Consider the following 20186-nt stretch of genomic DNA (forward strand, 5'->3'; position numbering starts at 1 on the left):
ATCCCGTTATATCTTATACACGAAGGCGATTGAACAGTTCCTGCATGTCCGCCGGCATGCCGCTTGAGAACGATAGGCGGTGCTTCGTCACCGGATGGGTAAAGCCGAGCTTTGCGGCATGTAAAGCCTGCCGGACAAAACCCAGCGTTTTCAACAGGTCACGATGCGGTTTTGATCGGCCGTAGACGGGATCGCCAAGCAGGGGATGCCCGATCGAGGCCATGTGCACCCGGACCTGGTGAGTCCGGCCGGTTTCCAGCGAACATTCGACCAGAGCCGAATTGTCCAGAATTTCCAAGCGCTTCCAGTGAGTTACGGCGCGCTTGCCGCGGCCTTCCCCGACAATCGCGATTTTCTTGCGGTTGGCCGACGACCGCGCCAAGGGCGCGTCGACGGTGCCGTCCGCGGTCTTCATCATGCCGTCGACGATCGCCAGATAGCGGCGGTCGATTGAATGGGCGGCGAACTGCCGCGCCAGGCCTTCGTGCGCGACGTCGCTCTTGGCGACCACCAGCAAGCCCGACGTGTCCTTGTCGATGCGGTGGACGATGCCGGGGCGGGCAACCCCGCCGATCCCGGACAGCGATCCGCCGCAATGGTGGAGCAGGGCGTTGACCAGGGTTCCGTCGTAATTGCCTGCCGCCGGATGGACGACCAGGCCCGCCGGCTTGTCGACCACCAGCAGGTGCTCGTCCTCGAACGCGATCTCCAGCGGGATGTCCTGCGCGACATTGTGCGCCGGCTCGGGCTCGGGCACGTCGAGGGTATAGGTTTCGCCGCCCGACACCTTGATCGCCGGGTCGCGCACGGCCGTTCCGTCAGCGGTCAGCGAACCGGCGCGGATCAGCGCCTTGAGCCGTTCGCGCGACAGCGTCGGGACGGTGGCGGCAAGGGCACGGTCGAGCCGCCAGCCGGCGTGGCCGGCGTCGAGGCGTATCGCGATGTTCGTTTGCCCCCCGGCCATCCTCTACAAGATGGGAATTGCCCCCCGCCGGTTCAACGCCGGGCCTGCGATTTCCTAATCGCCCTTCGGTCCCAGATAGTTAGGCCCGTACACCGCCTTGCGGATGTCCTGCACCAGCGAGAAATCGTACGGGTCCTTCTGAACCATGAAGACGACCGCCATGCGGTTGTGGGGATCGACCCAGAACAGGCTGGTCCACGACCCGTCCCAGAAGAATTCGCCCGTGGCGCCGCGGTTTTCCTTGTCGTCCTTGGGGCGACCGAGACGCACGGCGAGATCGAAGCCGAAACCGACATTGCCTTTCTCGGGCAGCCACATGCGCTCGGTGACCTTCGGGTCAAGCTGGTCGGTGGCCATCAGCGCGACCGTCGACGGCTTGATGATGCGGACCCCGTTCAAGCTGCCCTCGCCAAGCAGCATGCGGGCGAAGCGCATGTAATCGTCGGCGGTACTGGCAAGGCCCGACCCGCCCATGGTCAGCTTGCGGTCGCTGAAATTGTCGAGGCGGACTTCCTTTTCGTCGAGCCGGGTCAGCGTGCCCGAGTCGCTACCGCGATAGGGCATGGCGATGCGCGCATAGCGGCTTTCCGGCTGCGTCCAGGCGGCTTCGGTCATACCCAGCGGGCGAAGGACTTGCGAAAGCATATAGTCCTCGAACGTCAGTCCGGTCAGGACTTCGATCAGTCGGGCCTGGACGTCGACCGCATCGCTATAACGCCACTGCGTACCGGGATCGAAGAAGAGTGGGACCTGCGCGTTCTTCCTGCTGAACTGCGCGAGCGTGTTGTCCATGTTCAGCGGGTCGAGGCGCGCGAACACTCGCTCCGGATACGCTTCGCCCGCCCAATAGCCGAAACCGGCCGTGTGGCGCAGAATGTCGCGGATGAGGATCGGCCGCTCGGGTGCCTTGAGGATCGGGCTGCCGTCGGCTTTCAGGCCCTTGAACACCTTGGTCGTCGCATATTCGGGCAAATATTTGGCAAGCGGCTCGTCGAGCCCGAACCGCCCGGCCTCCCACAGCCGCATCAGCCCGACGCCGGTGACGGGCTTGGTCATCGAATGGATCTGGTACAGCGTGTCGCGGGCGATCGGCCGCCGCGCTTCCCGGTCGGCATAACCGGCATGGCCATAATAGGCTTCGCGTCCGTCTTTCCAGATCAGGACGGAGGCACCGGCAATCCGCCCGTCGGCAACCATCTGCTGCAACAGGCGGTCGATCCGCGCCGGCTCGAGCTGGAGGTCCGCGACGGCGGCTGGCGGCTGCTGGGCAGCAAGCGGGGACGATGGGACGGCCAGCGCCAGGGCAGCAAGAGCAAGTCGAAACATGGGAACAGCGCCTCCTTGTCGGCCGGTGTATTACGGAAGCGCCGCCTTGCGCCAGCCGCCGCGCTGCCCCATCAGCGAGAGCATGGAACCCGTCGATTTCGCCAGCCTGCTTTGCTCCCGCCTGTGCCACGACCTGATGTCGCCCGTCGGAGCGCTCAACAACGGCATCGAACTGCTCGCGGATGAGCAGGACCCGGACATGCGCGACCGCTGCCTCGAACTTCTGTCGGACAGCGCCCGGACGACCGCCAACAAGCTCAAATTCTTCCGCCTTGCGTTCGGTGCGGCCGGCGGCTTCGGCGATGCCATCGCGGCGAGCGAGGCGAAGACCGCGCTGGACGGCCTGCTTGGACCGGACTCGCGCACCGAACTGGGCTGGATGGTGTCGGCGGACAAGCTGCCCAAGGGCGCGACCAAGGTGCTGCTCAATCTCGCGCTGATCGCGATCGACGCGCTGGTTCGCGGCGGGCGCATCGATATCGACGCCGAAGCCGGCGACACGACCGAAATCGCCATCCGTGCCGAAGGGCCGCGCATCGCGCTTGACCCGGCGATCTCCGACATTCTGCTCAACGGTGCCGCGGGCGGGGTCGAAGCCCGCACCGCCGGGGCCATGCTTGCCCACAGCATCGCCGCCGACGTCGGCGGGGCGATCCAGATCTCGCAGCCATCGGAAACGGTGCTGGTGATCGGCGCAACGCTTCCCGGTCAGCCCCCTCGATAAATTCGGGACAGGCCCCTCGATAAACTCGGGACAGGCCCCTCGATAAACTCGGGACAGGGCTAACGAGGCATTAACTCCTCCGCGCCATAACGCCTGCAACACGGGGATTGCGGGGCTGTTGCGCCAATGGACGACTTGATTGCCGATTTCGTCGCGGAGTCGCGGGAAATGCTCGAGGCTCTGGGCGGCGAGATCGTCGCTTGGGAGGCCGATCCCGACGACCGCGCGCGGCTCGATTCCATCTTCCGCTTCGTCCACACGGTCAAAGGCAATTGCGGCTTCTTCGACTTTCCGCGGCTTGAAACGCTCAGCCACGCGGCGGAGGACGCGCTGGCCGACGTTCGCGCCGGCCGCCGCCAGCCGGACGGCCCGCTGGTCAGCGCGGTGCTCGCCATCATCGACCGCATCGGCGAGATGATCACTGCCATCGATAACGGCGATGGCCTGCCCGAAGGCGACGACCACGACCTGATCGAAGCGCTCGAGCCGGGTGCGGAAGGCGCGGCGGCGCCGGTCGCGGCGGCCGTCGCCGACCAGGGCCGTTCGGCCGCGCCGCGCACCATCCGCCTGTCGGTCGAACTGCTCGACCGCGTGATGAGCACGGTGTCCGACATGGTGCTGGCACGTAACGAGCTTGCCCGCCGCTTGCGCGAATCCTCGACCGAAGTCTCGGTCGACGGCGCGTTCGAGCGGCTGTCGTCGATCATCGCCGAAATGCGCGACGCCATTACCCGCACCCGCATGCAGCGGATCGAAAACCTGTTCGTCGCCCTGCCGCGCATGGTCCGCGACCTGTCGGCCGAACTGGGCAAGCAGGTGCTGGTCGATATCGAAGGCGGCGACGTCGAGCTGGACCGCGAAATGATCGAAATGATCCGCGATCCGCTGACCCACATCATTCGCAACGCGGTCGATCACGGCATCGAACTGCCTGCCGACCGGCTCAAGGCGCGCAAGCGGGAAATCGGCATCCTGTCGGTCACCGCGCGCCAGTCCGGCAACCAGATCCTCATCCACATCCGCGACGACGGCCGCGGCATCGACGGGGCCCGGCTGGTCGAAAAGGCCGTCGCCAGCGGCGTCATCGACAAGAAGGACGCGGCCAAGCTCGCCCCGCGCGAACAGCTCGCCCTGATCTTCGAGGCCGGCCTGTCCACCGCGCAGCAGGTCACCGCCATTTCCGGCCGCGGTGTTGGCATGGATGTCGTCCGTTCGAACATCGAGCGTATCGGCGGCGTGGTCGAAGTCGACAGCGTCCCCGGCCAGGGTACGCAAATGACGCTGCGCGTGCCGCTCACGCTGACCATCATCCCCGCGCTGACCGTGTCCATCGGCGCCCAGCATTTTGCGATCCCGCGCTCGGCCATCGTCGAAATCGTCCGCGCCAATGGCGAATCGGTGACGCTCGACCGGCTTGGCGGGGCGGGGGTCGCGACCATTCGCGGGCAGCGCGTTCCGGAAGTCGCGCTGGCCGACGTGCTCGGCCTGACCAGCGCGGTTGCCGACGAGGACCGCAACCTCGTCGTCCTTCGGCCCGCTGGCGGCGACGTCTACGCGCTCGCCGTCGACAAGATCCACGATCACGAGGAACTGGTCGTCAAGCCCGCCGCGCCGCAGGTGATGGCGACTGGCCTCTATGCCGGCACTACCCTGGCCGACGACGGCAGCCCGATCCTGCTGTTCGACCCGGCGGGCCTGGCCGAAGTCGGCGGAGTCCGGCTGGAGGCACAGGAACGCACCGCGCGCATCGCCGAAGGCCCGGCCAAGGCCAAGGCGCAGGCCGATGAAGTGCTGCTGTTCCGCGGCCTCGACGGCGGACGGCGCGCGCTTCGCCTCGGCATCGTCGACCGGATCGAGGAAGTGCCGGCGGCCGCGATCAAGCCGGGGGCAGGGCAATTGCGCGTCCAGCTTGGCGAATCGATCCTGCCGCTGGCTGGCGTCAACGGCGACCTTGGCGACGACAAGGTCCGCGTCTTCCGGTTGAACGACGGCAGCCAGGAAATCGGCTACGCCTTCCGCGAAGTGATCGACCTGTCGACTGTCGACAAGGACGTCATCCAGGCAGAATCGCCGGGTGAAGTCAGCGCGGTCACGCTGATCGCCGGCGAGCCTGCCGAGCTGGTCGATGCGCACTGGCTCTTCTCGACCCATGCCGGGACCCGCGCCCGCAATGCTGCCGGCCAGCCGTCCTGCCGGCTTCCCGCCGGCGACCCGTGGATGCAGAACATGCTGCGCCCGATCGTCGAGGCGGCCGGTTATCGCATTTGCGCCGACGATGAGGAGGGCGAGGCCGACCTGGTCATCGCGTCCACCGACAGGGCCGCGGACCTCAAGGCCGCTCGCAAGATCGTGCTGCGCGCCGAACCGGAAGCGTCCGGCTCCGGCGACGACAGCATCTACCGCTACGACCGCGCCGGTCTGTTGATGGCGCTCAAGTCCGCCGGGGGAACAGGCCGATGAACGCGCTCCTGCTTATCGTCACCATCGCCGGGCAGCGCGTCGCATTGCCGGCGTCTGCGGTCGAATCGGTGGTGGAGCTGGACACGCTCATTCCCGTGCCGCGCGCGGCGCCGCACGTCGCCGGCCTGTCCGCACTGCGCAGCCGGGTGTTGACCGTGATCGACTGCCGCCGCTCGCTCGAACTTGGCGTGTCGGATACGTCGGACGGCATCCGCGAAGGCGCGGTCGTCGAGCTCGACGGCCATCATTACGCGCTCATCGTCGACGTCGTGGAAGACGTGGTGGAAGCCATCGGCGATCCCTCGCCGGTGCGCGCCGCCATGGGCCCGGGGTGGGAACGCGTGTCGCGCGGCATGATCGAGACCGAAACCGGGCCGCTGCTGCTGGTCGACGTCGGCGCGCTGATTTCCGGCGTCGAAGCGCGCGCGGCTTAAGGCCTTGGTTACCCTTCGTCAGTAGATGGTTTTGAATACCAGCGGGAATGTTACGAATGAAAAGCTGTCTGATCGTCGATGACTCCAAGGTTATCCGCAAGGTGGCGCGGCATATCCTCGAGACTTTGAACTTCGAAGTGGAAGAGGCTGGCGACGGTCAGGAGGCCCTGACGCGATGCGAAGCCCGCATGCCGGACGTGGTCCTGCTCGACTGGAACATGCCGGTCATGAGCGGAATGGAATTCCTTCGCCTACTGCGCCAGCGCGGTCACGCGGACCAGCCGAAGGTCGTGTTCTGCACGACCGAAAACGACATGGCGCACATTCGCGCGGCGCTCGAAGCCGGGGCCGACGAATATGTGATGAAGCCGTTCGATCGGGAGACGCTGCACGTTAAGCTGCAGCTTGTCGGCGTAGCTTAAGGTCCGCTTGATGGAGCGGGCGCTCGCAACATCGCGGGATCGCCGAACGGCAGATACCCCCGGCCAGCGCCGCATCCGCCTGATGATCGTCGACGATTCGGTGATCGCCAGGTCCGTCCTGTCGCGCATGATCGAAAGCGACCACGCATTCGAGATCGCGGCAGTCGCGGCATCGGCCGAAGAAGCGATCGAGGCGCTGGCCAGCGTCACCGTCGACATCGTTCTCCTCGACCTCGAAATGCCCGGCGCCGGCGGGCTCAAGATGATTCCCGACATCCTGCGCGCGGCCAATGGCGCGCGGGTGATGATCGTTTCCTCCGTCGCCGACGACGGCGCGGAACAGACCGTCGCCGCGCTCGCGCTGGGCGCCACGGACGCCATGCCCAAGCCGGGCAAAGGCAGCTTCAACGGCCGCTTTGCCGAAGTGCTGCTGGCCAAGCTCAAGTCGATCGGCTTTGCCGACAGCGAACGCCGGCCGATCGCCGAACCGATCATGCTGCGCGGCTATGGCCCCCTGCGCGCGATGGCGGCGGACCCGATCAGCCTGCTCGCCATCGGCGCCTCGACCGGCGGCATCCACGCCATCTCCGCCTTGTTCAAGGCGCTGCCGCCGCGGATCCATGTGCCGATCCTCGTGACGCAGCATCTGCCCGCACCCTTCATGCCGGTGTTCGCCCGCCAACTCGGCATTGCCGCCGGGCGTGAGGCGCTGGTCGCGGAAAGCGGCATGCCGTTGCTTCCCGACCGCATCGTCATTGCTCCGGGTGACGCGCATCTGACCATCGAACGGCGCCATGACGGTCATGTCGTCGCGCTGGTCCGCGAGCGCGCATCGAGCGGGTGCATGCCGTCGGTCGATCCGATGTTCGCCTCCGCTGCGGTCGAGTTCGGCGCGTCCGCGGTCGGCGTCATCCTTACCGGCATGGGCCGTGACGGGGTCGAGGGCGCGGGCCGGCTGGTCGCGTGCGGCGGCTCGGTGCTGGCCCAGGACGAAGCCAGTTGCGCGGTCTGGGGCATGCCCCGCACCGTGGTCGAAGCGGGTCTCGCCTGCGCGGTGATGCCGCCGGACAAGATCGGACGAAGGATCGCATCGCGTACCGGAGACGGCGAGTGCAAGTAAGCGATAGTACCAGCCGAATCCTCGCGGGTTTGCTCGAGGCGCGTACCGGTCAACAATTGACGATGAACCGCCGGTGGCGGGTGGAAACAGCGCTCTCCTCGCTTTTGCGCGAACGCGGAATTGCCAGCCTCGACGAGCTGATCACCATCCTCGTTATGGGCAAGGAGCCTGGCCTCCAGAACCAGGTCGTCGAAGCCCTGCTCAACAACGAGACCTATTTCTTCCGCGACCGTTCGCCGTTCGACCTGCTGTCGCGCCATGCGCTGCCGCAGCTGGCCAGGAAGCGCGCCGCCCGCAAGCATATCCGCATCTGGAGCGCGGGCTGCTCGACCGGCCAGGAAGTTTATTCGCTGGCGATGCTTTTCGCCGAAGAAGGCGTCAAATGGGCTGGCTGGACGATCGACATACTCGGCACCGACGTGTCCACCGCCGTGGTCGATCGCGCGCGCCAGGGGCTGTACACCCAATTCGAAGTGCAGCGCGGGCTGGGCATCAACCAGACCATTCGCTTTTTCGAGGAAACCGAGGGCGGCTGGCGCACGGTCGAATCGTTGCGCCGACCGGTCCGGTTCCAGGTCCACAACATCCTCGAACAGCCGCCGCACCCGGGCGATTTCGACATCGTCCTGTGCCGGAACGTGCTGCTGTACCTGACCAACGAAAAGCGCCGGCTGGCGTTCGACCGGCTGGCCAGCGGGCTCGCCGCCGACGGCTGGCTGATGCTTGGCGCGGGCGAAACGGTGATCGGCCAGACCGACCGGTTCGGCGCCGATGTCGAAGCGCGCGGCCTGTACCGCCGCACCGATGGCGAAGGCGCGATCGAAAAGCGCTCCGGCCCCGACCGCAGGGTTGCAGCCAAGGGTTGATGATCGGCGCAATTTATGCGCCTTTGCAGCCATGGATTTCATCGAGTGCCCATCGCCGAATTTCGACGACCGGGCGTCGTCGGTCTCGATGATCGTGCTGCACTATACCGGCATGCCCGACTGCCAGGGCGCGCTCGACCGCATGTGCTCGCCCGAAGCCAAGGTGTCCGCCCATTATTGCGTCGACGAGGACGGCACGATCTACTGTCTGGTCGACGAGTCGAAACGCGCCTGGCACGCCGGCAAGTCGCGCTGGCGCGGGGTGACCGACATCAATAGCGCCAGCGTCGGCATAGAGATCGTCAATCCCGGCCACGAGTTCGGCTATCGCCCGTTCCCGGACGAGCAGGTGGCCGCGCTGATCCCCTTGGTCGCGAGCATCAAGGAGCGTCACGGCGTCGGGCGCGGCAACGTCGTTGCCCATTCCGACATCGCCCCGGCGCGCAAGGAAGACCCGGGCGAGCTGTTTCCGTGGGAAGCGCTGGCCCGGCGGCGGCTGGCATTGCCCAGCCCGACGCGCGAACTGATCGACCCGTTCTGGACGGACGCCGGCTTTCTCCTTGCGCTCGAACGCTTCGGCTATGACGTCGCGGACGAACAGAAAGCGGTGATCGCGTTCCAGCGCCGTTTCCGGCCCGACCGCATCGACGGCATCATCGATGGCGAGTGCCGGGCGAAGCTGCTGTCGCTGCTGTTGCCAAGGCCGCAATAGCGGCGCATTCGTCTGCCCGTTCGAAGGGGGCCGGGCATCATGAAACACCTGCTTGTCGCGCTTTGCACCGCACTGGCGGTCGCCGCGCCCGCACCATCCGCGCCGACCGGTCACCATCTCTTCGTGTGGACGGCGGACGAAGCCAAGCAAGCCAATGATTTTCTGGCCGTAATCGACGCCGATCCCGGGTCGGCGACCTACGGCAGGCTGGTTGCCGGGGTCGGGACCGACATCAAGTCGAACCGCATTCACCACACGGAATATGAAATGCCGGCGAGCAAAATGCTGTTCGCCAACGATCACAATCCCAACGAATCCGTCGTCTTCGACCTCCGCGACCCGTTGCGGCCGCGCGTCGCCGCACGCTTTCAGAGCATGGGTGGCTATGCGATGCCGCACAGCTTCCTGCGCCTCCCCAGCGGCAACGTCCTCGCCAGCTTCCAGTTCGCCGACCACGGCCACGCGGATCATGCGGCAATGATGGCATCCGGAAAGACCGGCGGGCTGGTCGAGATCGACGACCGGGGTCAGGTCGTACGCGCCGTCAGCAACGCCGACCCGTCGCTCCCCGACGACGGGTTGCTCCCGTACAGCCTTGCCGTCCTGCCCGCGATCGACCGCGTACTGGTCACCAACAGCCCGATGCAGGACAGCTACCTGCTGTCCAGCAACACGTACCAGATGTTCCGGCTTAGCGATCTCAAGCTGCTCGGCACGCATCGGCTCGATCCCGGACCCACCGGCAACGGCAATGTTTCGCCGGAAGAAGCGCGGGTCGCCGCCGACGGCTCGGTCTACGTGCAGACGCTCTCATGCGGCATCCAGCGCATCACCGGGCTGGACAGCCCGAAGCCCACGGCCCGGCTGGTGCACAAGTTCCCGGGCGATTTCTGCGGCGTCCCGACGATCATCGGGCGCTACTTGGTGCAGAGCGTGCCCAGCCTCAACGGCTTCGCGGTGCTCGACATCGCCGACCCCGCGAACGTCCGCGAAGTGTCGCGACTGAAGATCAGCGAGACCTTCGCCCCGCACTGGACGTCATGGGACGCCAGGGCGAAGCGTGTGATCGTCACATCGGGCAGGAAGGGCGACCGCCTGTACCTCCTGACGCTCGACGAAAAGTCGGGCGCGCTTGCCATCGACGAGCGCTTTCGCGACGTCGACGGCCAGCCGGGTTTCAGCTTCGCCCGGCGTGCCTGGCCCCACGGCTGGACCGGCGACGGCACGCCCCACGGCGCCGTCGCGGCGCGATAGGCGCTGGCGGTCCGCCGGCACGTGAACGCCTCTTGCGCAGGCCCATGACGCGCAAATTTACTGGCGCTCATGCCCCGCAAATCGCAATAAGCGGCCGATGACAGTCAAGACCGTCGCGATGCTGACTGCCGGTGGGCTCGCCCCGTGCCTGTCCGCCGCCGTCGGCCGGCTGATCGAACGCTATAGCGAGATCGCCCCGGACGTGCGCATCCTTGCGTATCGCGACGGCTACGCCGGCCTGCTCACCGGAAACCGGGCGGAAGTCGACGCGTCGGCCCGCGCCAATGCCGGGCGGCTCAAGGATTTCGGCGGCAGCCCGATCGGCAACAGCCGGGTGCGGCTGACCAACGTCGAGGATTGCGTGAAGCGCGGGCTGGTGAAGGCGGGGGAAGACCCGCTGCAGGTTGCCGCCAACCAGCTTGAACGCGACGGCGTCGACGTCCTGCACACGATCGGCGGCGACGACACCAGCCTTACTGCCGCAACGCTTGCCGATTATTTGCGCAAGACCGGACACGATCTGACGGTCGTGGGCATTCCCAAGACGATCGACAACGATGTCGTCCCGGTCCGCCAGTCGCTCGGCGCGTTGACCGCCGCCGAGCAGGGCGCGCTGTTCGCCCGCAACGTCATCGCCGAATTGTCGTCCGCGCCGCACATCCTGCTCGTCCACGAAGTGATGGGGCGCAATTGCGGCTGGCTCGCCGCCGCGACCGCCCGGGCATATCACGACTGGGTCAAGCGCGCGCGGTTCGCCGAGTGGCTTGAAAATTCATCGTCGCGCTGGGACATCCACGGCATCTACCTGCCCGAAATGGCGTTCGACATCGCCCAGGAGGCGCAGCGGCTGCGCGCGATCATGGACCGGCAGGGCTGCGTCAACATCTTCATTTCCGAAGGTGCGGGCGTGAACGAAATCGTCGCGGCGATGGAAGCGCAGGGCGAGGACGTGCCGCGCGACCCGTTCGGCCATGTCCAGCTCGCCAAGGTCAATCCGGGGCAATGGTTCGGCAAGCAGTTCGCCGCCGAGCTGGGAGCGCAAAAGGTGCTGGTCCAGAAAAGCGGCTACTTCGCCCGCTCCGCGGCCGCCAACGATGCGGACCTCGAGCTGATCCACGCCTTTACCGATTACGCCGTCGATTCGGCCCTGCGCGGTGAGGCCGGGCTGGTGGGTGAGGACGAAGACCGCGGCAACGTGCTGCGGACGATCGAATTCGACCGCATTCGCGGCGACAAGAAATTCGACCTTTCCACGCCGTGGTTCGCCGACATCCTGCGGGATATCGGGCAGGGCTGACCGGCGCGGCGCCTGCCGCACAGACATCTAGGCCAGCATGCGCACCTTGGGTTCACGGTCCCAATGCCGCGCGGGTGCGACGCCGAGGAAATCGGCGTTCGGGATCACGCCGGCGTCCGGCTCGATGCCCAGCTTGTCGAGGATGAATTCCTTGGTCGCGGGGCAATAACCGATCGTCTTGCAATGGGCGTAGGCGTCCATGAACCAGCCCTGCGCCGCGCTGTCCTTCGCCAGCTTCTTCGCATTGTCCGGCATCATAGCACAGGCGACCGCGTCGAACAGCACCGACGGCGAGCCGGCCAGCTGGCCGTCCGCGGCCAGCGTCCCGCCCTTCAGCTTCAACGCGCCAACCTTGGGCGCGACCAGGAAGGCGGTGCCGCCGTCCTTTTCGATGCCGCTCTTGAGCGTGTCGATCGATGACTTGTCCGACCCCTCGTCGAACAGAATTGCGACCTTCCGACCCTTCATCGGGATGTCGTAGCTCTGCTGGATCGACAGGGCGGGGCTGTCGTCCATGTCGATCGGCTCGCGCGCCGCCTTGGCCTTGACCGGCAGGTCCATGGCGAGCCCGTCGGCGACGCGCTTGGCAAGCGTTTCGTCGATGTTGCGCAGGCGGGCCATCACGCGGATGCGCACCGCCTCGATCATCACCTTGCTCAGCTCGAACACGATCGCGCTGGCGAGGTGGGCTTGCTCGATCTCGGTCTGCGAGCGGAAGAACAGCCGTGCCTGGCTGTAATGATCGGCGAACAATTCGCCGCGCTCGCGGACCTTCATCCCGCCGTCGTTGCGCTCGTCGTTGGCGGTGAAGGTGGTGAAGCCGGTTTCCGGGCATTCGCGCGGGCCGCCGTCCTCGCCGTTGTCGGACAGGCTGTTGGGTTCGTAATTGGCGCGGCCTTTGGGCACGGCGGTCTGCATGTGCCCGTCACGCTGGAAGTTGTGCATCGGGCACTTGGGCGCGTTGATCGGCAACTGGTGGAAGTTAGTGCTGCCCAGCCGCTTCAACTGCGTGTCGAGATAGGAGAACAGACGGCCCTGCAGCAGCGGATCGTTGGAAAAATCGATGCCCGGGACGATGTTGCCGGGGCAATAAGCGGACTGTTCGGTCTCGGCGAAGAAATTATCCGGATTGCGGTTGAGCGTCATCGTGCCGACCTTGCGCGGAGCGATTACTTCCTCCGGGATCAGCTTGGTTGGGTCGAGCACGTCGTACGGCTGCTTGGAGGCGAAATCCTCGTCGAACGTCTGGACGAACAGGTCCCACGCCGGGAAGGCGCCCGTGTCGATCGCCTCGAACAGGTCGCGGCGGTGATAGTCCGGGTCCGCGCCGGCGATCTTGACCGCTTCGTCCCACAGCGTCGACTGAACACCCAGCTGTGGCTTCCAGATGAACTTGCAGAAGGTGTCCTTGCCCTCGGCATTGACCAGCCGGAAGGTGTGGATGCCAAAGCCTTCGATCATACGCAGGGAGCGCGGGATCGCCCGGTCGCTCATCGCCCACATGATCATGTGCATCGATTCGGGCATCAGGCTGATGAAGTCCCAGAAGGTGTCATGGGCGCTGGCCGCCTGCGGGAAGCCGCGGTCGGCTTCCATCTTCACGCTGTGGATGAGGTCCGGGAACTTGATGGAATCCTGGATGAAGAACACCGGGATGTTGTTGCCGACGAGGTCCCAATTGCCTTCGTCGGTGTAGAACTTGACCGCGAAGCCGCGCACGTCGCGCGGCGTGTCGACGCTGCCCGCGCCGCCGGCAACGGTGGAAAAGCGGGTGAAGACCGGCGTTTCCTTGCCCTTTTCGGCAAACAGCGAGGCCTTGGACAACTCAGGGATCGGGTCCGTGCATTCGAACACGCCGTGCGCGGCCGACCCTCGCGCGTGGACGATCCGCTCAGGGATCCGCTCATGGTCGAAATGGAAGATCTTTTCGCGCAGGACGAAATCTTCCAGCAGCGTCGGCCCGCGTGCGCCGGCCTTCAGGCTGTTCTGGTTGTCGGAAACCCGGATGCCCTGGTTGGTGGTCAGCCGGCTTTCGGGCCTGGCGTCGCCGGCATCGTTGGCGACCTGCTGATGGGTCTCGCCCCCTTCGCCCGTGGTGAATGTGAAATCGTCGCCGCCGGGATGATCGGGGGTATTGGCCATGGGGAAAGCTCCGTCGCGTGAAGGGGGTGTCAGGCAGACGGCCCGCAAGCCGTTCCGTTCCCCTTCGCGCGGCGGAATTTCCGTTTTATCCTCAGATATTTATTCCGCGATACGAAGGGCCGGTCAGCGCGGCATCAGTCCCGCGGAGCGAAGCGCCTCGTTGATCACCGCCGCCGGACCGCGCTGCCGTGCTGCCAGCGGCGCGGCAACGGCGGGTTCGGGACGCGCCGGGCGGGCGGCAAGCGCCGGCTTGCGCCGGGCGGGCGCAGTCGCCGGGACGATGCCCCAGGACGCCGCGATCCGGTAGGTCGAGGAAATGCCGGCTTCGAGCATATAGGGCCCGGGCGTCCCCGACGCTTCGGGGCCGGCCGCCGCGATTGGCGTCCCGTGTCCCAGTCCGTCAATGACATGTTCTTCAAGCACCACCTTGCCCTTGGCGTTCGCCCAGGTGCGGTGCGTCTCGCTGCCGTCGCGGGTTTCCGACGCCGGGTCGCCGACGCCGTGAACATCTGCCCATTGCGCAACGGACAGGGCGCCGTTGAGCTGGTCGACTGTCGAATCCGCCGTGCCGTGCCACACCGCGACGGTCGGCCACGGTCCCTTGTGCGACGACGCGCGGCGCACCTGCTTGCCCAGCGCCGCTTCGTCATGTCCGTGCCCGCGCATCCGCTCGAGCGCCTGCGGCACGCCGCTGGCGACGCCGTAGGGCAGGCCGGCGATAATCGCGCCGCCGGCAAAGACGTCGGGATAGGTCGCCAGCATCACCGATGTCATCGCGCCGCCCGCCGACAGGCCGGTGACGAACACCCGCTGCGGGTCGATGTCATGGCGTTCGACCATGGCGGCGACCATCTGGCGGATCGACTGCGGCTCGCCCCCGCCGCGCCGTGTGTCCTCGGGCGTGAACCAGTTGAAGCACAGGCTCGCATTGTTGGTCCGCTGCTGCTCCGGGAAAAGAACCGCAAAGCCGAATTCATCGGCCAGCGCAGACCAGCCCGATCCGCTGTCGTAGCTGGCCGCATTCTGGGTGCAGCCGTGCAGCACGACCACCAGCGGACTGCGGGCGGGCAGGGCGTCCGGCACATGGACCAGGCCCGTCAGATTGCCGGGGTTCGACCCGAAATCGTCGAGATGCGTCAGCCGGCCGGACCCCGGCAGTGCATGGCCATTGGCCAACGGCAGCTTCATCCGCTTCAGGCGGTCGATGGTGGTCGAGATAGAGGGCATGAAAAAAAGGCCCTTTCAACGGCAGCAAGGAAGGAAAATCGAATACGCGGCTGCCGCCCGCGGCCAATTATTGTGCACTGCAACAAATGCGGTGCCGTCCCCTTCAAATCAAGGCCGAACGTGCGGAATCGACAGATTCGCGTTGTTGAGAGCCCTATCCTTCGAACGCGTAGTCGAAGTTCACCACATCCTGCAGGAACAGGTCGCCCACCGCATCCCGCGTCCTCTCGTCGTAATAGGTGCGATAATCGTCGTGCTTGCTGGCCTTGGCGCGGGGCAGGGCGGTGCGCGGCTTGCCCAGGCGGTCGCACAGGCGGTCGAAGTCGGCCTGCAGCGTCTCGAAGCGCAGCAGCTCGTGGAAGACCGGCCGTCCGCTGTCATCGAACAGGATCGCGCTCTGCGGCCGGGTCAGGTGGCGATAGTCGTGCCCTTCCGTGGGCAGGTCGGCGAGGACTTCGCGCAGGCTCTTGTCGCGCAAGGTCGGCAGATATTTCCAGCCGGACACAAACCGGTCCCACGGATTGCGGACGACGGAAAAGACCCGGTAGCCGTCCGGCCAGTCCTGCACGTCGCGGCCCAGTGCGCCGTCGTTGCCGTAATGGGAATCCGGCGATGGCGGCTCGATCCCGAAGGCGCGGATGATCGACGTGCCCGCGCATTTGCGCTGGTGGATGAAAATGCACCGGTATTCGTGCGATATCACGCTCTGCCCCCCGCCGCAGACCTAGCATGGCCGCCGGCGCTTGCCAGCCGCTCGCCCTCGCACTTTGCCGCGGGACGCTGTACAGGCCGCAGTGCCAGAGGGCCGGGCGGCCGCGGCCCCGCGCAAGCGGGGGCGAGGAAAGTCCGGGCTCCACGGAAAAACGGTGCCGGGTAACGCCCGGCGGTCCGCGCGCAAGCGGGGATCAGGGACAGTGCCACAGAAAGCATACCGCCCGGTTTCGGCCGGGTAAGGTCGAAAGGGTGCGGCAAGAGCGCACCGCGTCGCTGGAGACAGGGACGGCACGGTAAACCCCACCGGGTGCAAGACCGAATAGGGGCGGCGCATGAGCTTTTCCGGCTCGCCGCCCGGGTTGGTCGCTTGACCCCGAGCGCAAGCGCGGGGCTAGACGAATGGCCGCACAGGCGCCGCAAGGCGCTGGACAGAACCCGGCTTACAGGCCCTCTGGCAAATTTCCTCCTGCCGGTCCGCCGTCGCGGAAGTCCGCACTGGCACTCCGCCGCCCGGTCACCTACTCTTGGGCCGTGGCCAAATCGACGCGATCGAACGACTGGGGGTTTCCCCGCTGGCGCTCCTACGGGAAAGAGGGGCGGGAGGCGGCGCGCGTGCGCCTGTGCGACCGGCACGGCTGTACGGAAGTTGGCGACCGGCCCGCGCCCAAGGCGCCGAACAGCCCGGAACGGTGGTATTTCTGCGAATCCCACGCTGCCGAATATAACAAGAACTGGAATTACTTTGCCGGGCTGAGCCCCGAGGAAGCGGCCCGCCGCGCCTCCGAGGAAGCATCCGGCGCCGGCGGGTTCAAGAGCTCCGCGCACTGGAGCTGGGCGGGCCCCGGCGACGACAGCCGCAGCCGCGACGAGATGCGGGCGCTATCGATCCTCGAACTGGACAGGGACGCCGATTTCAAAACCATCCGCGCTGCCTATCGGCAGCTCGCCAAGCAGAACCACCCGGACCTGAAACCCGGCGACAAGGAAGCGGAGGCCAGGTTCAAAGAGGTCCAGGCGGCCTATGATGTGCTCAAGGCCGCGGAGGATCGCCGGCTGGCGCTCGACGCTACCGATTGAGCATGAAGGTCGCCGCGCTGAGCGCGATCGGCCGGTCTTCGTCGCCGCCATGGGCGATGCCGCGGACGAAGCCGATACGCCGGGTCAACTTCACGCATTCGCAGCGCGCGATGATCGTTTCCCCCTTCGCCGCCGGGCGCAGATAGTCGAGCCTGAGGTCGACGGTGACGATCGGCGCGAACACGCCCATGGTCACCCACACGGACGTGCCGCTGGCCGTGTCGATCAGGCTGACGATGGCGCCGGTGGCCAGGATTCCGCTTTCGGGCACGCCGACCAGCTCCTCGCGCCAGGGCAATTCGAGCTCCGCCCAATTCTCTCCGGAATCGCGAAAGCCGAGGCCCAGCGCGCGACCATGCCCGACCTTGCGCGCCACCTCGAAAAAGGCCTTGGGGTCGAACCCGCCGATCATGCCGTCAGCCGTTCCGCTGTCTCGCGGACCAGCGCGATCATGTTGGGCACGCCCTGCGTCCGGTTGGCGCTGAGATGCTTGCCAAGCTCGAATGGCGCCAGTTCGGCGGCAATATCGGTCGCGGCCACGTCGGCCGGCGCCTTGTCCTGCACCGCCGACAGAACCAATGCGACGATGCCCTTGGTGATCGCCGCATTGCTGTCGGCCAGAAAATGCAGGCGCCCATCGCCGGTGGTCGTCGGATAAACCCATACCGAGGCGGAACAGCCGCGCACGCGCGTCGCGTCGGTCTTCAGCGCGTCGGGCATTGGCTCGAGCTTCCGGCCCAGGTCGATCAGCAGCCGGTAGCGGTCCTCGGGGTCGAGAAACGCATAGTCATCGAGGATTTCGCTGATGGCGGGCAGGGCGGTCACCGTTGCCGCCTAGCAGCGCGCGGCGCCGCCTTCTAGCGGTCGCGCAGGTCGTCGATCTGCGCCGACAGGCTGTTTTCCTTCTCGACCGTGATCCGCTCCAGCACCTTGATCCGGTCCTTGAGCTGCTGGACTTCCTCGCGCAGCTGCCTGGCCTCGACGCGCTCGTCATCCCCGGCGTGTTTCCGGGACTTGGACGCCGCGTCGTACTTCGACCGGACGATGACCATGATCGTCACCGCCACCATGATGATCGCGACCATTTCAAACGGGTTCATTGGCCGGGCGCTCCATTGTCGATCCGGCGCTGGTCGCGCAGCGCCTCGATCTGGTTGGCGGTCTGCACACCGGCGTCGGTGACGATCTGCTCCAGCACGCGAACGCGATGTTCCAGCTCGATCGACCGAGACGCATATTGCGCGGCCTTTTCGGCGGCCAGCGATGCTTCCACCTCAAGTTTCTTCTCACGCAGCCGGAAATAGCGGTTGGCGATCAGCATGAGCAACAGGATCGGCAGGCCGATCACGATCAACGCAATGAAAACTTCACCCGGCCCCGTCATCGGCGGCCCCCTTTCACAACCCGATTGTTAGCCAACGTCCGCGCCGATCCTTGCCGGTGCCCGCGGCTCGCGCAGCGCCTCGATCTGCCCCGCCGTCTGAGCACCTTCGTCGGTGACGATCTTTTCAAGCACGCGCAGGCGCTGCTCCATTTCCTTCGACTGCGACACATATTGCGCGGCCTTTTCCGCGGCCAGCATCGCGTCGACCTCCAGCCGCTTTTCCTTGAGCGCGAAATAGCGCCGCGCGATGTAAAGCAATAGCGCGACCGGCAGCAGCACGGTCATCACGATTGCCAGAACGTCTCCCGGGTTCATGCCCGTCCTCCCTTTTGTTCGACCAGCGCATCGATTTCGCGGCCCAGGCGCGCCGGCTCGTCGGTGACGATCCGCTCGACCGTGGCCAGCCGGTCCTTGATCGACCCGATCTCCGCCCGCAGCTGCGCGTTCTCGTTGGTCAGCAGCGTAATGCGCTCCGCCTGTTCGCGGTCCGACTTGGGATGCAGCGGCATGCCCCAGCTGTTCTGCAGCGGATAGCCGTTGCGGATCCGGATCCAGGTGTTGAACAGTGACCCGGCAACCGCCGCGACGACGATTACGGCGATGAACGGCAACACGCCGAGCAGCATCTCGAGAATGTCCAGATAGCCTTGGTCCATATCCGCCCTCCCTAGCGCAGCTGCTCGATTTCGCGGGCCAGCGACCGGTTCTCGATCGTCACATAATGTTCGACCTGCGCCAGCCGGCGGTCAATATCGCGAAAGCGCGACTTGATGTCGCGGGCGGTGCGCGACGGCGACGTGCGCACGCCCTGCCAGAATTTCTTTTCTTCCGGCCCGCTGTCCTGCAGCTCGCGCGGGCGGTCCTCGGCGATCCAGCCGGTGACGAAATAGACCGGGATCAGCGCGCCGCCGCCCATGACCACGCCAAGCACCATCAGGATGCGGACCAGGGTGACGTCGAAGCCGGTATAATCGGCCAGGCCGGCGCACACGCCCATGACCTTGCCGTTCTTCTTGTCGAGATAGAATTTCGTCCGGCTCGGGGGTTGCGTGCTCATGCGCCCTCTCCACTGCGAATGCGGGTCCGTTCGCGGATGACGTTGAGGTCGGGCGTCACGGTGGTCCCGACATCGGGCAGGCAATCGCGCTGCCAGTTGGGATTTTCCGCGGCCATGATCCGCTCGATTGTGCACATCCGCTCGTCCAGGCGGCGCGAGATGTCGTGCAGCTCGTCGAGCAGCTTTTCATCGTCGCCGGTCAGGGTCGCCGCGGACTTCCACTTGGTGACGTAGTGGAAGATCAGCCACGGCAATCCCAGGAACAGGATGACGATCGCAAGGACCGGAACCAGCTCGCCCATTATTTATTCCCCCTCGCGGCCAGCGCCGCCTTCATTGCTTCCAGTTCCGCATCGACCTTGTCCGACGACTTGAGCTCGGCGAATTCCTCTTCCAGCGTCTTCGGACCGGTCATGCCCAGCGCCTCCGCCCGCCCTTCGGCGAAGTCGGCGTGGCGTTCCAGTACCTCGAACCGGCTGAACGCATCCTCGGTCCGATTGCCGTTGAGCAATTCGTTGGCGCGGGCGCGGGTGACCGCGCTTTCCAGCCGGTGGGCGATCGCGTTCTGCCGGACCCGCGCCTCGCGCAACTTGCCCTGCAGCTTGGCGATGTCCGCCTCGTAACCGCGCAGCGTGTCGTCGAGGACCTTGATCTCCTCTTTCAGCCCGGTGGCCATGTCGGCCGCCTTCTGCCGCTCGATCAACGCGGCCTTGGCCAGGTCCTCACGATCCTTGGACAAGGCCAGCTCGGCCTTCTCGGTCCAGCTCGACTGCAATTCGTCGAGCCGGGCGAGAGTGCGCCGCATGTCCTTGCCGTCGGCGATGGTTTTCGCCGCGCTGGCGCGAACTTCGACCAGGGTCTCCTCCATCTCGAGGATGATCATGCGGATCATCCGCGCCGGATCTTCGGCGCGATCGAGGAGCTCGGTCATGTTCGCAGCGAAGATGTCCCGCGTCCGGGAAAAAATGCTCATCTAGCCACTCCAATAGTCATAGGGGCCCTTTCT

The 20186-nt window shown here is 66.0% G+C and carries 24 protein-coding genes and 1 other RNA gene; 11 read left to right on the plus strand and 14 right to left on the minus strand.

The annotated features are described in order from the left end of the window. Positions 1–13 precede the first annotated feature (13 nt). Both H8M03_RS01495 and H8M03_RS01500 read right to left on the minus strand, forming a co-directional pair. Complete coding sequence (locus H8M03_RS01495) at positions 14–964, minus strand: RluA family pseudouridine synthase (protein WP_187480019.1); 951 nt, start codon at positions 962–964, stop codon at positions 14–16. 54 nt (positions 965–1018) lie between these two features. Then, complete coding sequence (locus H8M03_RS01500) at positions 1019–2290, minus strand: serine hydrolase domain-containing protein (RefSeq protein ID WP_187480020.1); 1272 nt, start codon at positions 2288–2290, stop codon at positions 1019–1021. Between the two features lie 82 nt (positions 2291–2372). Between H8M03_RS01500 and H8M03_RS01505 the strand changes: the two genes are divergently transcribed. From H8M03_RS01505 to H8M03_RS01545, 9 genes are all read left to right on the plus strand, one after another. Further along, the gene (locus tag H8M03_RS01505) at positions 2373–3014 is read left to right on the plus strand and encodes a histidine phosphotransferase family protein (RefSeq protein WP_187480021.1); all 642 of its coding nucleotides are present in this window, start codon (positions 2373–2375) and stop codon (positions 3012–3014) included. A 126-nt stretch (positions 3015–3140) separates the two neighbouring features. Next, on the plus strand, positions 3141–5474 hold the full coding sequence (locus tag H8M03_RS01510) for a chemotaxis protein CheA (protein ID WP_187480022.1): 2334 nt from the start codon (positions 3141–3143) through the stop codon (positions 5472–5474). Further along, the gene (locus H8M03_RS01515) at positions 5471–5908 is read left to right on the plus strand and encodes a chemotaxis protein CheW (protein ID WP_187480023.1); all 438 of its coding nucleotides are present in this window, start codon (positions 5471–5473) and stop codon (positions 5906–5908) included. The genes H8M03_RS01510 and H8M03_RS01515 overlap by 4 nt, the downstream gene beginning before the upstream one ends. Before the next feature lie 56 nt (positions 5909–5964). Further along, on the plus strand, positions 5965–6330 hold the full coding sequence (locus H8M03_RS01520; RefSeq protein ID WP_187480024.1) for a response regulator: 366 nt from the start codon (positions 5965–5967) through the stop codon (positions 6328–6330). Positions 6331–6412: 82 nt separating this feature from the next. Next, positions 6413–7450, plus strand: coding sequence for a chemotaxis-specific protein-glutamate methyltransferase CheB (cheB, locus tag H8M03_RS01525; protein ID WP_187480025.1), 1038 nt, complete (start codon positions 6413–6415; stop codon positions 7448–7450). A gap of 62 nt (positions 7451–7512) precedes the next feature. Then, entirely contained in the window at positions 7513–8316 is an 804-nt protein-coding gene (locus H8M03_RS01530; protein WP_187480026.1) for a CheR family methyltransferase, read from the plus strand. 31 nt (positions 8317–8347) lie between these two features. Beyond that, positions 8348–9028, plus strand: a complete 681-nt coding sequence (locus tag H8M03_RS01535) for an N-acetylmuramoyl-L-alanine amidase (RefSeq protein WP_187480027.1) — start codon at positions 8348–8350, stop codon at positions 9026–9028. Positions 9029–9067: 39 nt separating this feature from the next. Next, positions 9068–10282 (plus strand): selenium-binding protein SBP56-related protein, encoded by a 1215-nt coding sequence (locus H8M03_RS01540; protein ID WP_187480028.1) that lies wholly within the window; start codon positions 9068–9070, stop codon positions 10280–10282. 97 nt (positions 10283–10379) lie between these two features. Then, positions 10380–11579 carry a pyrophosphate--fructose-6-phosphate 1-phosphotransferase gene (locus H8M03_RS01545; RefSeq protein ID WP_187480029.1) on the plus strand — a complete coding sequence of 400 codons (1200 nt, stop codon included), beginning with the start codon at positions 10380–10382 and terminating at the stop codon, positions 11577–11579. 27 nt (positions 11580–11606) lie between these two features. On the opposite strand, the gene H8M03_RS01550 is transcribed toward H8M03_RS01545, so the two are convergent. The 3 genes from H8M03_RS01550 to H8M03_RS01560 all read right to left on the minus strand — a co-directional run bounded on the left by H8M03_RS01550 (position 11607) and on the right by H8M03_RS01560 (position 15651). Beyond that, complete coding sequence (locus H8M03_RS01550) at positions 11607–13721, minus strand: catalase (protein ID WP_187480030.1); 2115 nt, start codon at positions 13719–13721, stop codon at positions 11607–11609. 123 nt (positions 13722–13844) lie between these two features. Beyond that, on the minus strand, positions 13845–14948 hold the full coding sequence (locus tag H8M03_RS01555) for an extracellular catalytic domain type 1 short-chain-length polyhydroxyalkanoate depolymerase (protein WP_187480031.1): 1104 nt from the start codon (positions 14946–14948) through the stop codon (positions 13845–13847). A gap of 154 nt (positions 14949–15102) precedes the next feature. Then, positions 15103–15651, minus strand: coding sequence for a sulfotransferase family protein (locus H8M03_RS01560; protein ID WP_187480032.1), 549 nt, complete (start codon positions 15649–15651; stop codon positions 15103–15105). 94 nt (positions 15652–15745) lie between these two features. On the opposite strand from H8M03_RS01560, the gene rnpB reads away from it, so the two are divergent. Beyond that, an RNA gene (gene rnpB / locus H8M03_RS01565) (RNase P RNA component class A) lies at positions 15746–16121 on the plus strand. Between the two features lie 72 nt (positions 16122–16193). Continuing rightward, positions 16194–16739, plus strand: a complete 546-nt coding sequence (locus H8M03_RS01570; RefSeq protein WP_187480033.1) for a DnaJ domain-containing protein — start codon at positions 16194–16196, stop codon at positions 16737–16739. Here H8M03_RS01570 and H8M03_RS01575 read toward each other — a convergent pair. The 9 genes from H8M03_RS01575 to pspA are packed head-to-tail and all read right to left on the minus strand — an operon-like array spanning position 16729 to position 20153. Then, complete coding sequence (locus H8M03_RS01575; RefSeq protein WP_187480034.1) at positions 16729–17151, minus strand: PaaI family thioesterase; 423 nt, start codon at positions 17149–17151, stop codon at positions 16729–16731. The genes H8M03_RS01570 and H8M03_RS01575 overlap by 11 nt on opposite strands. Next, positions 17148–17564, minus strand: coding sequence for a SufE family protein (locus H8M03_RS01580; protein WP_187480035.1), 417 nt, complete (start codon positions 17562–17564; stop codon positions 17148–17150). The genes H8M03_RS01575 and H8M03_RS01580 overlap by 4 nt, the downstream gene beginning before the upstream one ends. Before the next feature lie 32 nt (positions 17565–17596). Continuing rightward, the gene (locus H8M03_RS01585) at positions 17597–17839 is read right to left on the minus strand and encodes a hypothetical protein (protein WP_187480036.1); all 243 of its coding nucleotides are present in this window, start codon (positions 17837–17839) and stop codon (positions 17597–17599) included. Beyond that, positions 17836–18123, minus strand: a complete 288-nt coding sequence (locus H8M03_RS01590; protein ID WP_187480037.1) for a hypothetical protein — start codon at positions 18121–18123, stop codon at positions 17836–17838. The genes H8M03_RS01585 and H8M03_RS01590 overlap by 4 nt, the downstream gene beginning before the upstream one ends. 27 nt (positions 18124–18150) lie before the next feature. Beyond that, positions 18151–18438 (minus strand): hypothetical protein, encoded by a 288-nt coding sequence (locus H8M03_RS01595; RefSeq protein ID WP_246448974.1) that lies wholly within the window; start codon positions 18436–18438, stop codon positions 18151–18153. Beyond that, positions 18435–18779: a hypothetical protein gene (locus tag H8M03_RS01600; RefSeq protein WP_187480038.1), complete on the minus strand. Its 345-nt coding sequence runs from the start codon at positions 18777–18779 to the stop codon at positions 18435–18437. Before H8M03_RS01600 ends, H8M03_RS01595 begins: the two co-directional genes overlap by 4 nt. 11 nt (positions 18780–18790) lie before the next feature. After that, positions 18791–19180, minus strand: coding sequence for an envelope stress response membrane protein PspC (gene pspC, locus H8M03_RS01605; RefSeq protein ID WP_187480039.1), 390 nt, complete (start codon positions 19178–19180; stop codon positions 18791–18793). Continuing rightward, positions 19177–19482, minus strand: coding sequence for an envelope stress response membrane protein PspB (gene pspB, locus H8M03_RS01610; protein WP_187480040.1), 306 nt, complete (start codon positions 19480–19482; stop codon positions 19177–19179). The genes pspC and pspB overlap by 4 nt, the downstream gene beginning before the upstream one ends. Beyond that, positions 19482–20153, minus strand: a complete 672-nt coding sequence (gene pspA / locus H8M03_RS01615) for a phage shock protein PspA (RefSeq protein ID WP_187480041.1) — start codon at positions 20151–20153, stop codon at positions 19482–19484. Before pspA ends, pspB begins: the two co-directional genes overlap by 1 nt. Between the last annotated feature and the right edge of the window lie 33 nt (positions 20154–20186).

Source organism: Sphingomonas sabuli (genome assembly GCF_014352855.1).
GTDB lineage: Bacteria > Pseudomonadota > Alphaproteobacteria > Sphingomonadales > Sphingomonadaceae > Sphingomicrobium > Sphingomicrobium sabuli.